Annotated in this window: 12 protein-coding genes and 1 pseudogene; 9 read left to right on the forward strand and 4 right to left on the reverse strand. The window is 72.7% G+C overall.

Annotated elements, in window-relative coordinates; genetic code table 11:
- Nucleotides 1–2: 2 nt before the first annotated feature.
- Nucleotides 3–299 (reverse strand): MoaD/ThiS family protein, encoded by a 297-nt coding sequence (locus ACZ6WH_RS22380; protein WP_432857661.1) that lies wholly within the window; start codon nucleotides 297–299, stop codon nucleotides 3–5.
- A gap of 119 nt (nucleotides 300–418) precedes the next feature.
- Here ACZ6WH_RS22380 and ACZ6WH_RS22385 point away from each other — a divergent pair, with 119 nt between their 5' ends.
- Nucleotides 419–2,152 (forward strand): ABC transporter ATP-binding protein, encoded by a 1,734-nt coding sequence (locus ACZ6WH_RS22385; RefSeq protein ID WP_469730059.1) that lies wholly within the window; start codon nucleotides 419–421, stop codon nucleotides 2,150–2,152.
- 116 nt (nucleotides 2,153–2,268) lie between these two features.
- The gene (locus ACZ6WH_RS22390; RefSeq protein ID WP_469730645.1) at nucleotides 2,269–4,170 is read left to right on the forward strand and encodes an ABC transporter ATP-binding protein; all 1,902 of its coding nucleotides are present in this window, start codon (nucleotides 2,269–2,271) and stop codon (nucleotides 4,168–4,170) included.
- A 17-nt stretch (nucleotides 4,171–4,187) separates the two neighbouring features.
- Here the strand turns inward: ACZ6WH_RS22390 and ACZ6WH_RS22395 are convergent, their stop codons facing one another.
- Nucleotides 4,188–4,817 carry a TetR/AcrR family transcriptional regulator gene (locus ACZ6WH_RS22395; RefSeq protein ID WP_469730060.1) on the reverse strand — a complete coding sequence of 210 codons (630 nt, stop codon included), beginning with the start codon at nucleotides 4,815–4,817 and terminating at the stop codon, nucleotides 4,188–4,190.
- A gap of 113 nt (nucleotides 4,818–4,930) precedes the next feature.
- Here ACZ6WH_RS22395 and ACZ6WH_RS22400 point away from each other — a divergent pair, with 113 nt between their 5' ends.
- A complete protein-coding gene (locus ACZ6WH_RS22400; protein ID WP_469730061.1) occupies nucleotides 4,931–5,803 on the forward strand; it encodes an NAD(P)-dependent oxidoreductase in 873 nt (290 codons plus the stop codon).
- Here the strand turns inward: ACZ6WH_RS22400 and ACZ6WH_RS22405 are convergent.
- Nucleotides 5,804–6,673 (reverse strand): annotated as a pseudogene (locus ACZ6WH_RS22405) (alpha/beta hydrolase family protein).
- Nucleotides 6,674–6,969: 296 nt separating this feature from the next.
- Between ACZ6WH_RS22405 and ACZ6WH_RS22410 the strand changes: the two are divergent.
- The 6 genes from ACZ6WH_RS22410 to ACZ6WH_RS22435 all read left to right on the forward strand — a co-directional run bounded on the left by ACZ6WH_RS22410 (nucleotide 6,970) and on the right by ACZ6WH_RS22435 (nucleotide 12,549).
- Entirely contained in the window at nucleotides 6,970–7,782 is an 813-nt protein-coding gene (locus tag ACZ6WH_RS22410; RefSeq protein WP_432857669.1) for a response regulator transcription factor, read from the forward strand.
- A gap of 24 nt (nucleotides 7,783–7,806) precedes the next feature.
- Nucleotides 7,807–8,832 (forward strand): LacI family DNA-binding transcriptional regulator, encoded by a 1,026-nt coding sequence (locus ACZ6WH_RS22415; RefSeq protein ID WP_432857671.1) that lies wholly within the window; start codon nucleotides 7,807–7,809, stop codon nucleotides 8,830–8,832.
- A gap of 109 nt (nucleotides 8,833–8,941) precedes the next feature.
- Nucleotides 8,942–10,027 carry a S1C family serine protease gene (locus ACZ6WH_RS22420; protein ID WP_469730062.1) on the forward strand — a complete coding sequence of 362 codons (1,086 nt, stop codon included), beginning with the start codon at nucleotides 8,942–8,944 and terminating at the stop codon, nucleotides 10,025–10,027.
- Between the two features lie 38 nt (nucleotides 10,028–10,065).
- A complete protein-coding gene (locus ACZ6WH_RS22425; protein ID WP_469730063.1) occupies nucleotides 10,066–10,296 on the forward strand; it encodes a hypothetical protein in 231 nt (76 codons plus the stop codon).
- Between the two features lie 46 nt (nucleotides 10,297–10,342).
- Nucleotides 10,343–11,077 carry a response regulator transcription factor gene (locus ACZ6WH_RS22430; protein ID WP_432857677.1) on the forward strand — a complete coding sequence of 245 codons (735 nt, stop codon included), beginning with the start codon at nucleotides 10,343–10,345 and terminating at the stop codon, nucleotides 11,075–11,077.
- 59 nt (nucleotides 11,078–11,136) lie between these two features.
- Complete coding sequence (locus ACZ6WH_RS22435) at nucleotides 11,137–12,549, forward strand: sensor histidine kinase (RefSeq protein WP_469730647.1); 1,413 nt, start codon at nucleotides 11,137–11,139, stop codon at nucleotides 12,547–12,549.
- A gap of 51 nt (nucleotides 12,550–12,600) precedes the next feature.
- Here ACZ6WH_RS22435 and ACZ6WH_RS22440 read toward each other — a convergent pair whose 3' ends face one another.
- Nucleotides 12,601–14,058 carry an FG-GAP and VCBS repeat-containing protein gene (locus ACZ6WH_RS22440; protein WP_469730064.1) on the reverse strand — a complete coding sequence of 486 codons (1,458 nt, stop codon included), beginning with the start codon at nucleotides 14,056–14,058 and terminating at the stop codon, nucleotides 12,601–12,603.
- Nucleotides 14,059–14,112: the final 54 nt, after the last annotated feature.

A 14,112-nucleotide genomic window follows, 5' to 3' on the forward strand; every position in this document is an offset into this window, starting at 1 on the left:
GCTCATCCTCCCGCGAACGGTGGGAGGACCTCGACGGTGCCGCCCTGGGACAGTGGGACCGCGGCGTGGTCGCGGCTGCCGACCGCGGTGCCGTCGACGAGGAACGAGCAGCGCAGCAGGACGCGGGCGAACTCCGGGTTCGCCTCGTGCGCCGCGCGCGCCGCGTCCAGCGCCTCGGCGAGTGTGCGCGCGGCGTACGGCTCCTCGGCCGTGCCGGCCGCGGCCTTAGCCGCCGCCCAGTAGCGGACGGTGCCTGTTGTTGTCACGGACGGCCCCTTCTCCTTCGTTGCCGCCTCCATGATGGCCTACGCCGCCGGACGCGCGGCCCCGGGCAAGGGATGGCAAAGCCTCGCGGCCGGAACCCCGTAAGACAGAAATATCGGTTGCTGCGGGCAAACGTTCGCATAGGCTTCGGCGCGTGCTGGTCCGACTCGCCATGGCGCATTTGCGCCCCCACAGACGTTCGATATCCCTGATCGTGCTGCTCCAGCTCGTCCAGACGCTGGCCACGCTCTATCTCCCCACCCTCAACGCCGAGATCATCGACAACGGTGTCGTCGCGGGCGACACCGGCTACATCCTCCGCACCGGCGGCTTCATGGCCGCCGTGACGCTGCTGCAGATCGTCTGCGCGATCGGCGCCGTCTACCTGGGCGCCCGTACGGCCATGGCGCTGGGCCGCGACATCAGGGCCGCCGTCTTCGACCGGGTGCAGTCCTTCTCCGCGCGCGAGCTCGGCTCCTTCGGCGCGCCCTCGCTCATCACCCGCACCACCAACGACGTCCAGCAGGTCCAGATGCTGGTGCTGATGACGTTCACGATGATGGTCGCGGCGCCGATCATGATGATCGGCGGCGTCGTCATGGCGCTCAACCAGGACGTGCCGCTCTCCGGCCTGCTGCTGGTCATCGTTCCGCTGCTCGGCGTGCTGGTGGCGATGGTCGTCCGGCGGATGCGGCCGCTCTTCCGCGGCGTGCAGGAGCGCATCGACACCGTCAACCGCGTGCTGCGCGAGCAGATCACCGGCATCCGGGTCATCCGCGCCTTCGTCCGGGACCAGCACGAGCGGACCCGCTTCGAGAAGGCCAACACCGACCTGTACGACGTCTCGCTGCGCGCCGGCCGGCTGATGTCGATGATGTTCCCGCTGGTCATGCTGATCGTGAACGCCTCCAGCGTGGCCGTCGTCTGGTTCGGCGGGCACCGCATCGACAGCGGCGGCATGGAGATCGGCGCGCTGACGGCCTTCCTCAGCTACCTCATGTACATCCTGATGTCGATCATGATGGCCACGTTCATGGTCATGATGCTGCCCCGCGCCGAGGTCTGCGCCGAGCGCATCCAGGAAGTACTGGCCACCGACACCAGCGTCACCCCGCCGGCCGCCGGCATCACCGAGCTGTGCCGCCACGGCGAGCTGGAGCTGCGCGGCGTGGAGTTCCGCTTCCCCGGCGCCGAGGAGCCGGTCCTGAAGGACGTCTCCCTCGTGGCGCGCCCCGGCGAGACCACCGCCGTCATCGGCTCCACCGGCAGCGGCAAGTCCACCCTCCTCGGCCTGGTGCCCCGGCTGTTCGACGCGACCGGCGGCGCGGTGCTCGTGGACGGCGAGGACGTGCGCGCACTCGACCCGCGCACCCTCTCCGACGCCATCGGCCTCGTACCGCAGAAGCCGTACCTCTTCTCCGGGACCGTCGCGAGCAACCTGCGCTACGGCAAGCCGGACGCCACCGACGAGGAGCTGTGGCACGCGCTGGAGACCGCGCAGGCCCGCGACTTCGTCGAGCGGATGGAGGGCGGCCTGGAGGCGTCGATCGCGCAGGGCGGCAGCAATGTCTCCGGCGGTCAGCGGCAGCGCCTGGCCATCGCCCGCGCGCTGGTCCGCAAGCCCGAGATCTACCTCTTCGACGACTCCTTCTCCGCGCTGGACTACGCCACCGACGCCGCCCTGCGGGCCGCGCTGGCCCGCGAGACCGGCCGGGCGACCGTGGTGATCGTCGCGCAGCGGGTGTCCACCATCCGCGGGGCCGACCGGATCGTGGTCCTGGACGAGGGGCGGGTCGTCGGCACGGGTACGCACACCGAGCTGATGGCGGCGAACGAGACGTACCGGGAGATCGTGCTCTCCCAGCTCACCGAGCAGGAGGCGGCGTGAGTACCCCGGACAAGGGCAGCTCCTCAGACAAGGGCAGCTCCCCGGCGAAGGGCGCGGCCCCGCAGAAGGCGGCCCCGCAGGCGGGCCCCAGACCCGGTGCGGGCCCGGCCCGCTTCATGGGCGGCCAGCCCACCGAGAAGTCCATGGACTTCAAGGGCTCGGGCAAGCGGCTGCTGCGCCAGATGCGGCCCGAGCGCGCCATCGTCACCGTCGCGCTGCTGCTCGGCACGGTCAGCGTCGCGCTGACGGTCGCCGGGCCCAAGGTGCTCGGCCACGCCACCGACCTGATCATGGCCGGCATCGTCGGCCGGCAGCTGCCCGCGGGGATCAGCAAGGAGCAGGCCGTCGAGGCCCTGCGGGATCAGGGCAAGGACGGGCTGGCCGACATCCTCGGCACGATGCCGGTGGTCCCCGGCCACGGCATCGACTTCGGCGCCGTCGGCACGGTGCTCCTCTGGGTCTTCGCGATCTACCTCGCGTCCTCCCTCTTCGGCTTCGTGCAGGCCCGCATCGTCACCACGGTGGTGCAGCGGACCGTCTACCGGCTGCGCGAGCAGGTGGAGGAGAAGCTGGCCCGGCTGCCGCTGAGCTACTTCGACAAGCAGGCGCGCGGCGAGGTGCTGTCCCGCGCGACGAACGACATCGACAACATCCAGCAGACCTTCCAGCAGACGTTCAGCCAGATCGTCGCCTCGCTGCTGACGATCGTCGGCGTGCTGGCGATGATGTTCTGGATCTCGCCGCTGCTGGCGCTGGTCGCGCTGCTCACCGTGCCGGTGTCGGTGGTGGTCGCCACCCGGATCGGCAAGCGGGCGCAGCCGCAGTTCGTCCAGCAGTGGAAGACCACCGGCACGCTCAACGCGCACATCGAGGAGATGTACACCGGCCACTCCCTGGTCAAGGTCTTCGGCCGCCAGCAGGAGTCCGCCGAGATCTTCCGCAAGGAGAACGAGGCGCTCTACGAAGCGGGCTTCAAGGCGCAGTTCATCTCCGGCGTCATCCAGCCCGCGATGATGTTCATCGGCAACCTCAACTACGTCCTGGTGGCCGTGGTCGGCGGCCTCCGCGTCGCCTCGGGCGCGCTCTCCATCGGTGACGTGCAGGCGTTCATCCAGTACTCCCGGCAGTTCAGCCAGCCGCTCACCCAGGTCGCCTCGATGGCCAACCTGGTCCAGTCCGGCGTCGCGTCGGCCGAGCGGGTCTTCGAGCTGCTGGACGCCGAGGAGCAGGAGCCGGACCGGCAGCAGCCGCCGCGCCCCGACCATGTGCGGGGCAACGTCGCCTTCGAGAACGTCTCGTTCCGGTACGACGAGGACAAGCCGCTCATCGATGACCTCTCGCTGGCCGTCAGCCCCGGCCAGACCGTCGCCATCGTCGGGCCCACCGGGGCCGGCAAGACGACGCTGGTCAACCTCCTCATGCGGTTCTACGAGGTGAGCGGCGGCCGGATCACGCTGGACGGCGTGGACGTCGCCGCGATGGCCCGCGAGGAGCTGCGCGCGAACATCGGCATGGTGCTCCAGGACACCTGGCTCTTCGGCGGCACCATCGCGGAGAACATCGCGTACGGCGCCCCCGAGGGCACCTCGATGGACAAGATCGTCGAGGCGGCGAAGGCCACCCACGTCGACCGCTTCGTGCGCACCCTCCCCGACGGCTACGAGACCGTCATCGACGAGGAGGGCGGCAACGTCTCGGTCGGCGAGAAACAGCTGATCACGATCGCCCGTGCCTTCCTCGCCGAGCCCGCGATCCTGGTCCTGGACGAGGCGACCAGCTCGGTGGACACCCGTACCGAGCTCCTCATCCAGCAGGCGATGGCGCAGCTGCGGTCGGGCCGGACGAGCTTCGTGATCGCGCACCGGCTCTCCACGATCCGCGACGCCGACCTGATCCTGGTCATGGAGTCCGGCTCGATCGTCGAACAGGGCACGCACGACGCCCTGCTGGCGGCGGACGGCGCGTACGCGCGGCTGTACTCGGCCCAGTTCGCGGAGGCCGTGGCGGAGAACGACTGAGGCCGCTCCCGGCCGGCCTACAGGTAGAGCCTGATCAGCCGCTCCAGATGGTGTCCCGCCACCTGGAGCGGCTTTTCGCTGCGCCGGAGCTGGGCGGCCATCTCCGCGCCCTCCAGGGTGTTCATGACGGTGAGGGCCAGGTCGGCCGCGTCACCCGCGGCGATGCCGGCGGTACGGAACTTGTCGCGCAGCACGTCCTGCCAGTGCTGGAGCGCCTCGGCGCAGGCACGCTCCAGGTCGGGGGCGCGGCCGACGGCCTCCAGGGCCGTGGTGGTGACCGGGCAGCCGTCGGTCCAGCCGGAGGCGCGCAGCGCCTCGCCGAGCATTCGGGTGCAGGCCACGACGGCGTCGGCGGGGTCCTCGGCGCCGGCCATCGCCGTCCGCAGCAGCTCGGTCATCTCGTCGTCGCTGTGCCGGATCGCCTCGGCCGCCAGCGCCTGCTTGCCGCCGGGGAAGAAGTGGTAGACGGAGCCGAGGGTGGCGTCGGCCTCGCGGGCGATCTGCTTGATGCCGCTCGCCTCGTAGCCCTGCCGCTGGAGCAGCCGCGCGGTGGCCGCGAGGATCCGGTCGCGGGTGCCGGGGGCGGCCGTGCCGCCGTCCGTTGCGGCCGGCCCGGCGCCGGCCGTGCCGCCCTTGGTCTTCTGCATGGTGCCGATCGTATCCGCGCGCGCAATGGAGTAGAGCGTTCGTTTTAGAGAGTGCTATCGTGCTCGCGTTCTAAATAGAACGCTCGTTTTAGTGAATGTCGAAGGGGTGGGGCATGAGCAAGCAGGGCGTGACACTGATCGGGCTCGGGCCGATGGGGCGGGCCATGGTCCGGGCGCTGCTGGCGGCCGGGCACCCGGTGACGGTCTGGAACCGGACCGCGAGCCGGGCGGACGACCTGGTGGCGGAGGGGGCGGCGCGGGCCGGCACGGTGGCGGACGCGCTCGCGGCCAACGAGCTGGTGGTGCTGAGCCTGACGGACTACACCGCGATGTACGCGGTACTGGAGCCGGCCGCGGCCGCGCTGGACGGACGGGTCGTGGTCAACCTCAGCTCCGACACCCCGGAGCGGGCCCGCGAGGGCGCGGAGTGGGCGGCGGGGCACGGGGCGCGGTACCTCACCGGCGGTGTGCAGGTCCCGGCGCCGCTGGTCGGGCAGCCGGGGTCCGCCACCTTCTACAGCGGTCCCGAGGGCGTCTTCGAGGCGTACCGCACCACGCTGGAGGTGCTCACCGAAGCCGACTACCGCGGCGCCGACCCGGGCCTCTCGCAGGTCTACTACCAGGCGCTGATGACCGTCTTCTGGACCACGCTGACCGGCCACCTGCAGGCCCAGGCGCTGGCCGGGGCGCACGGCATCCCGGCGGCGGAGTACCTGCCGTACGCGGCGCGGGCGGCGGAGACCGCTTCGTCCTTCCTGCCGGTGATCGCGGCGGACGTGGCCGCCGGGCGGTACCCGGGCGACGAGGCGACCCTCGCGATGTGCGCGGCCACCACCGAGCACGCGCTGCAGGCGGCGCGGGACGCGGGCCTGGACACCACGGTCCCCGCTGCCCTGGCGGCCCTGTTCGGCCGGGGTGTGGCGGCGGGGTACGGCGCGGAGGGCTTCACCAGCCTGATCGAGACGGTGCGGAAGCCCGCCGCCTGATCAGTCCCCGGCAGGCCCGGCCGTCCGCGCGCCGGGCCACCCCGCGATCCGGTCCAGCAGTCCGGGGTCGCGGCGTTCTCCGCGTGGCCGTAGCCGCGCTCGGTCCACAGGTCGGTGGAGCCGGGCGCGGTTGCGGCCGCCGGCGCGCGGGGGTGGTCGAGCGGGAAGTACGGATCGCGGTCGCCGTGCACGATGAGCAGCGGGGTGGGCACGATCATCGGCGCCGCCTCGGTGGGGGAGAGCGGCACCGGGTCCCATGCCTCGGAGTGGATACGGGTGCGCGGCCCCAGCCGCCCCACGAGGCGGCCGAGCGGCCGTTCCACCACCCAGTGCAGCCGCCGCATCGCCGCGGTACCGCGGTAATACCAGCGGGCAGGGGCGCTCACGGCCACCACCATGTCGGTGTGCGCACCTGTGCGCCCCTCATGCTCCGGCCGGTACTTGGCGGCGTGCCGGATCACGACCGACCGTGGCCACACGGGTGTGACCCAGGGCGCGCGCCCACCGCACCGCCGCCGCCAGGTCCAGCACCTCCCGGTCACCCACCATGGACCGCCCACCCGAACGGTCGTGCCCCCGGAACGAGAACGTGATCACGGGGCTGTACTGCGCGAACGCGGCGGCGGCACGGCGTAGCGCGGGGCGGTTCGGCGAGCCGGTGAAGCCGTGCGCGAGGACCACGACGAGACCGTTCGGAGGGCCGGACGGCGCGTCCGGATGGGTGGGGGCACCCCCTGCTGCTTGCAGCTTGGGGGAGTGCAGGGCTTCGACGCACACGCCGTCGTCCGTCAACAGGGCTACGCGCCGACCACTCGAAGTGATCGAAGGAACACAAGATCGCGCAAAGTCGGCCGCCGACTGGGAAGGCATGTGGGCTATTCTGTCGGGCATGGAGGATCCGGGCAGCGTAGCCCCCGGGTCCTTTTGTGCTTTCAGACGCGCGGTGCGCGGATGAGCGCGGGCGTGCTCCTTGGGTGCGGAGCGTGCCGGAGCGCTCACGTTCCGGAAGCATGCGAACCTCGCAACGGCGCGGGGCCCGCGACCGTACGAAGCAGTGCCGCAAAGTCCTCGCAGGCAGGGACCGAGGAGGAACCGATGGGCGAGCGAAGCGTGCAGAAGACCCGAACGGACAGGCGACGACGGACGACCCGGGCGGGTGATGAGCGATGAGCTCGCTGCTGCTTCTCACGAACGCCCTCCAGCCCTCCACGGAGGTGCTCCCCGCGCTCGGCCTCCTGCTGCACAGCGTGCGCGTCGCCCCGGCCGAGGGCCCGGCCCTGGTGGACACCCCCGGCGCCGACGTCATCCTCATCGACGGCCGCCGCGACCTGCCGCAGGTCCGGTCGCTCTGCCAGCTGCTGCGCTCCACCGGCCCCGGCTGCCCCCTCGTCCTGGTCGTGACCGAGGGCGGCCTCGCCGCCGTCACCGCCGACTGGGGCATCGACGACGTACTCCTCGACACCGCGGGCCCCGCCGAGGTCGAGGCGCGGCTGCGGCTCGCCATGGGCCGCCAGCAGGTCACCTCGGACGACAGCCCGATGGAGATCCGCAACGGCGACCTCTCGGTGGACGAGGCCACCTACAGCGCCAAGCTCAAGGGCCGGGTCCTGGACCTGACCTTCAAGGAGTTCGAGCTGCTCAAGTACCTCGCGCAGCACCCGGGCCGGGTCTTCACCCGCGCCCAGCTGCTCCAGGAGGTCTGGGGCTACGACTACTTCGGCGGCACCCGCACGGTCGACGTGCACGTACGGCGGCTGCGCGCCAAGCTCGGCCCGGAGCACGAGTCGCTCATCGGCACGGTGCGCAACGTCGGCTACCGCTTCGTCGTACCGGAGAAGGTCGAGCGGGCCGCAGAGGAGGCCAAGGAGAAGGCCGCCCAGCAGGCCGAACGCGCCGCCGCGCGGGCCGCGGCCGAGGCGCGTGAGCACACCGCAGACCGGAGCGCGGCGGCGGGCGGCGTACGCCCTGCCAAGCGGTAGCACCACCCGCGTAGACTGCCGCGCGTGGCCAAGGTGACGCGGGATGATGTGGCGAGGCTGGCGGGGACGTCCACCGCCGTGGTGAGTTACGTCATCAACAACGGACCGAGGCCGGTCGCCCCGGCCACGCGCGAGCGGGTGCTCGCCGCGATCAAGGAGCTGGGGTACCGGCCTGACCGCGTCGCGCAGGCCATGGCCTCCCGGCGCACCGACCTCATAGGGCTCATCGTCCCCGACACGCGCCAGCCGTTCTTCGCGGAGATGGCACACGCCGTGGAACGCGCCGCCTCCGAGCGCGGCAAGATGGTGCTGGTCGGCAACGCCAATTACGAGGACGAGCGCGAGGTCCACTACCTCCGCGCCTTCCTCGGCATGCGGGTGTCCGGGCTCATCCTGATCAGCCAGGGCCCCAGCGAGCACGCCGCCACCGAGATCGACACCTGGGACGCCCGCGTGGTGCTGCTGCACCGCCGCCCGGACGCCATAGACGACGTCGCCGTGATGGCGGACGACATCGGCGGCGCCCAGCTCGCCACCCGCCACCTCCTGGAGCACGGCCACCCCTACGTCGCGTTCTTCGGCGGCCTGGAGGAGACGCCCAAGTCCGGCGACCCGGTCACCGACCACGTCGAGGGCTGGCGGCGGGCCATGCTGGAGGCCGGCCGCCCGACCGAGGGCCGCTACTTCCACGCCCCGTACAACCGCTACGAGGCCTACCCGATCGCGCTGAAGCTCCTCGAAAGCCCGGACCGGCCGCCGGCGATCATGTGCGCCACCGACGACCAGGCCATCGCCGTGCTGCGCGCGGCCCGCGAGCTGCGCATCGACGTGCCGGGCGAGCTGGCGGTGGCGGGCTTCGACGACGTGAAGGAAGCGGCGCTGACCGACCCGCCGCTGACCACGGTCGGCTCCGACCGCGAGGCGATGGCCCGTACGGCGGTGGATCTGGTGCTGGACGACGCGCTGCGGCTGGCCGGGTCGCGCCGGGAGCGGCTGCGGCAGTACCCGTCCCGGCTGGTGGTCCGCCAGTCCTGCGGCTGCACGGGCTGAGCCTTCCGACGGGCGGCAGAGGCGTCTTTATACCGGGCATACCCACTTCTGCCGGACCTCTCAGGGTGCTCTCAGCTTGTTCTCATGCACGGCTCGCAGAGTCGTAGACATGACCGAGAGCTACCGCCGAAGCGGCGAAGAGACCCCGCAGTACGACACCCGGCAGGCCACCCCGTACGCGTCCTTCGGCCCGCACGGCGGTGCCGCGCAGGCGGCCTACCCGCCGCCGCCCCCGTACGCCCCGCCGGCCCCGCCCGCCGACGGCGGTCCCGACGGTGGTGCCGAGGGCGCCCCGCGCCGCAAGGTGCGTCGCCCCGTCGCGCTGATCGCCGCGGTCGCGCTGGCCTCCGGCCTGATCGGCGGCGGCAGCGCCGCGCTCATCGGGAGTGCAACGCAGGGCGGCAGCAGCAGCGGCCAGAGCACCGCCGTCGTCAACGCGGGCGCCACGTCGAGCAGCGGGGTCTCCTCGGTCGCCAAGGCGGTCAGCCCCGCGACAGTCGAGATCAAGGGCCGTACCACCGAGGGGGAGTCCACCGGCTCCGGCGTGGTCATCACCGGTGACGGCGAGATCATCACCAACAACCACGTGGTCTCCGGCGCCGACACCGTCTCGGTGTCCTTCAGCGACGGCTCCACCAAGACCGCCCAGGTCGTCGGCACCGACCCCGACAAGGACCTGGCGCTCATCAAGATCAAGGGCGGCAAGAACCTCACGCACGCCACCCTCGGCGACTCCAGCAAGCTGGCGGTCGGCGACCAGGTCGTCGCGATCGGCTCGCCCGAGGGGCTCACCGGCTCGGTGACCAGCGGCATCGTCTCGGCGCTCGACCGCGAGGTGACCGTGCCCAAGGAGGACCAGCAGCAACAGCAACAGCAGCAGGGCCAGGGGCAGGGCGACATGCCGTGGCCGTTCGAGTTCGGCGGCAACCAGTACAACGGTGACACCGGCGACTCGACCACCAGCTACAAGGCCATCCAGACCGACGCCTCGCTCAACCCCGGCAACTCCGGCGGCGCCCTGATCGACATGTCGGGCCGCATCATCGGCATCAACTCCGCGATGTACTCCGCCTCCGGCAGCTCCGCCGGCAGCGGCAGCAGCGCCGGCAGCGTCGGCCTCGGCTTCGCCATACCGATCAACACCGTCAAGGCGGACCTGGCCGACCTGCGCGCCGGCGGCACGACGAACAGCTGAACCGAGCCCCGCCACCTGTACACGTACGAGGAGGCACCATGACCACGAGGAACCGCACCACGGCGACCCGTACGACGCGCACCCGCGCCGCGCGGACCCGTACGAGGCGGACCCGTACCACCGTTCCGCTGCACCGCGCGCGGCGCGCGCTCGCCACGGCCGTCAGCCTGAGCGCGGGCGGCGCGGCACCCCATGATCCGCCGCACGCGCCGTACCGGTCCCCGTCCCGCGCCGCGCGGCGCTCCCGCAGACGTGCCGTGCGAGGCTGAGGGGGTCCTGGCCCCTCCCTTCACCCCTACCGAGGTCACCGAGAACATGAGCGCCGCCGAGCAGGGCGAGACGCCCGCCCGCATCCTGATCGTCGACGACGAGCCCGCCGTCCGCGAGGCCCTGCGCCGTTCGCTCGCCTTCGAGGGGTACGCCACCGACGAGGCCGTGGACGGCCTGGACGCGGTCGAGAAGGTGGCGGCCCACCGGCCCGAACTGATCGTGCTGGACGTGCTGATGCCCCGCATGGACGGTCTGACCGCAGCGCGTCGGCTGCGCGCGAGCGGCCTGACCGTGCCGATCCTGATGCTCACCGCGCGCGACACGGTCGGCGACCGGGTCACCGGACTCGACGCGGGCGCCGACGACTACCTGGTCAAGCCCTTCGAACTGGACGAGCTGCTGGCCCGCATCCGCGCGCTGCTGCGCCGCAGCTCCTACGCGGCGGCCGCCGGCGCGGCCCCCGACGAGGGCGACACGCTCACCTTCGCCGACCTGACCATGAACCTCGCCACCCGTGAAGTCACCCGCGGCGGCCGCCCGGTGGAGCTGACCCGCACCGAATTCACCCTGCTGGAGATGTTCCTGGCCCATCCGCGCCAGGTCCTCACCCGCGAGCAGATCCTCAAGGCCGTCTGGGGCTTCGACTTCGAGCCCTCCTCCAACTCCCTGGACGTGTACGTGATGTACCTGCGGCGCAAGACCGAGGCCGGCGGCGAGCCCCGGCTGGTGCACACGGTGCGCGGCGTCGGCTACGTCCTGCGGTCCGGCGGTGCCGAGTGAACGTCCGCGAGAGAGCGGCCCAGCGCTACCGTCGGCTGCCGCTCCAGTCCCGGCTGGCGATGCTCACCGCGCTCGCCGTCGCGCTCGCGGTCGCCGCCTCGGCCGCCGCCTGCTGGCTCATCACCCGCGACCGGCTCACCGAGCAGCTGGACGCGACCCTGAAGAGCGTCAGCGTGAACGACGCGTACGTACGGGCGCTGAGCGCCGAGTGCAACGGGACCGCGCAGGGCGTCAGCTTCCCGCCGGCCGGCCCGTACACCGTCCAGCTGGTGTCGGTGGACGGCCGGGTGTGCACCTCGCCGGAGCGGTCGCAGATCCCCGCCACACGGGCGGACGTCGAGGTCGCGCGGGGCAGGGCCCGTGACGCGATGCACACCGCGCGGGCCGCCGACGGGGCGCAGATGCGGGTCTCGACCGAGGCGTCCCGCGGGCCCGCCACCGACGCGTTCGGCAACCAGGTGGCGGTGTCCGTCGCCACGCCCATGGACCAGGTGTCCCAGCCGCTCAACCAGCTCGCGCTGGTGCTGCTGATCGTCTCCGGGGTCGGTGTGCTGGGCGCGGCGACCACCGGCCTGTGGGTGGCCAGGGCGGGCCTGAAGCCGGTGAACCGGCTCACCGCCGCCGTCGAGCACGTCGCCCGTACGGAAGACCTGGCCGTCCGCATCCCCACCGACGGCGAGGACGAGATCGCCCGGCTCTCCCGGTCCTTCAACTCCATGACCGCCGCGCTCGCCGCCTCCCGCGACCTCCAGCAGCAGCTGATCGCGGACGCGGGCCACGAGCTGCGCACCCCGCTGACCTCGCTCCGCACCAACATCGACCTGCTGGAGCGCAGCGAGCGCACCGGCCGGGCCATCCCGGCCGACGACAAGCTCGCCCTGCTGGACTCGGTGAAGGCGCAGATGGGCGAGCTGGCCGCGCTGATCGGCGACCTCCAGGAGCTGTCCAGGACGCCGGACCACGGGGCCGGCGGCCACGGCGCGCCGCCGGTCGTCGCACTGCACGACGTCGCGGCGACGGCGCTCGAACGGGCCCGGCTGCGCGGCCCGTCCCTCACCCTCGACGCCGCCCTCGACCCCTGGTACGTACGGGCGGAGCCGGCCGCGCTGGAGCGCGCGGTGGTCAATCTCCTGGACAACGCGGTGAAGTTCAGCCCCGCCGGCGGCACGGTCGAGGTCCGCCTGAAGGGCGGCCTGCTGACCGTACGCGATCACGGGCCCGGCATCCCGGCCGACGAACTCCCGCACGTCTTCGAGCGGTTCTGGCGCTCGCCCTCGGCGCGCAGCCTGCCCGGCAGCGGCCTCGGCCTGTCGATCGTGGCCCGCACGGCACAGCAGGCGGGCGGCGCCGTCCGGCTCCGCGCGGCGGAGGGTGGCGGCACGCTGGCGGAGCTGACCCTGCCGGGAGCGGCCACGCCGCCCCCGGACCACGCGCCGGAGCCGGGCCCGGGGGACGGCGTGAGCGGCGGCTAGGACCGCTCGTCCGGATCTTGCCGGGTGCCGGCCCGATCCGGACGAAAGGCCCTAGTGGGCGAAGCCCGAGCCGAGGCCGGCGCCGGCCTCGGGGGCACCGAGCACGCCGGGGCCGTACGAGACGGCACCGGTCGTCGTCAGCCCGCCGGCCGCGCCCCGCAGCGACCACACCGCGCCGGTGTCCTTCAGACTCGTGCCGTCCTCGCCGGGCGCGCCCGCCGCGAGGTCGGCCTTGCCGTCCTTGTCCGTGTCGAGCAGCGAGACGGCCTGGCCGAAGCGGTCACCGGCCTCGGCGACCCCCGGGACCCCGGTGGTCGTCTGGTTGAGCGCCTGCGCGCCGGTGCCGGACAGGCCGCCCTTGCCGCCCTTGAGCAGGACCACGCTGCCCGCGTCCTTCAGGGCGGCGCCGGAGGCCGAGGTCAGGTCCTCGTAGGGGACGCCGGCCGCGACGTCCGCGTAGCCGTCGCCGTTCACGTCGCCGGCGCTGAGCGAGTAGCCGAACTGGTCGCCCTCCTCGCCCGCTCCGGGGACGCCCGCGGTGTCCTGGGTGAGGGTCGTGGTGCGCTTGCCCGGGCCGTCGGCCGAGCCGTACGCGACCTTGACCGTGCCCTTGTCGTACGGGAGGTCCTCGACGACGCCGCCGGGCACCGGGCGGTATATGAGGTCGCCGTAGCCGTCCTTGTCGACGTCGCCGACCGTGGCGGCCGCGGCGTCCGGCAGCTCCGTGGGCTTGGTGGAGAGGCCGTCGGCGGTGCCCTTCCACAGCTCGCTCGACTCCGACATCTCCTCGAACGCGTGCATGCTGACCAGGTCGTCCCGGCCGTCACCGTTGAGGTCACCGGCGGCCAGGTCCTCCGAGTTGAAGAGGTGGCCGGTGTCGAAGTCCGCGGTCCGGGCGGGCGCCCCGGCCCGGGTGAACGGCCCGTACATCACGTGCAGGCCGGAGGAGTCCGAGTCCCCCGAGCCGTCGCTGTCGCCGACCAGGTCGGTGTGGCCGTCACCGTCGAAGTCCCCTGCGGTGAGGTTGCGGCCGCCGATGCCCTGCAGGCTGCTCGCGCCGCCCCGGCCGTCGGTGGAGCCCCACAGGACCACCGGGCCTCCGGAGCCGGTGATGGCGAGGTCGCTGGTGCCGTCGCCGTCCAGGTCGCGGGCGACGGTGCGGTCGCCGAAGCCGGCGCCCTCGGCGGGGTCGCCGGGCACGCCGGCGGTGGCGCGGCTGATGACCTGGTGCTTTCCGGTGGCGGCACCGGAGGCCGAGCCGTAGACCACGGTGACGTAACCGGCCTTCGCCTTGCCGCCGACCGTGCCGCCCGGGGCTCCGGCAACGATGTCGGCGTAGCCGTCGTGGTTGAAGTCGGCCTGCGGGGCGGTGCCCGCCGGGCCCTTCGCGGCGGCGGCCGGCGTGTCTGCGGGTGCCGCGCTCGCCGGGGCGGCGAAGGCGAGCGGGGCGGTGAGCAGCGCGGCCACCACGGCGCAGCGCGCTGCGGTGGGGGTGGAACGGTGGCGCACGGTTCCTCCTGACGTCGGCACCCGGACATCCCGGGTGCACCGTTCGTTCACCTC

It is taken from the genome of Streptomyces sp. NPDC050806, assembly GCF_055586425.1.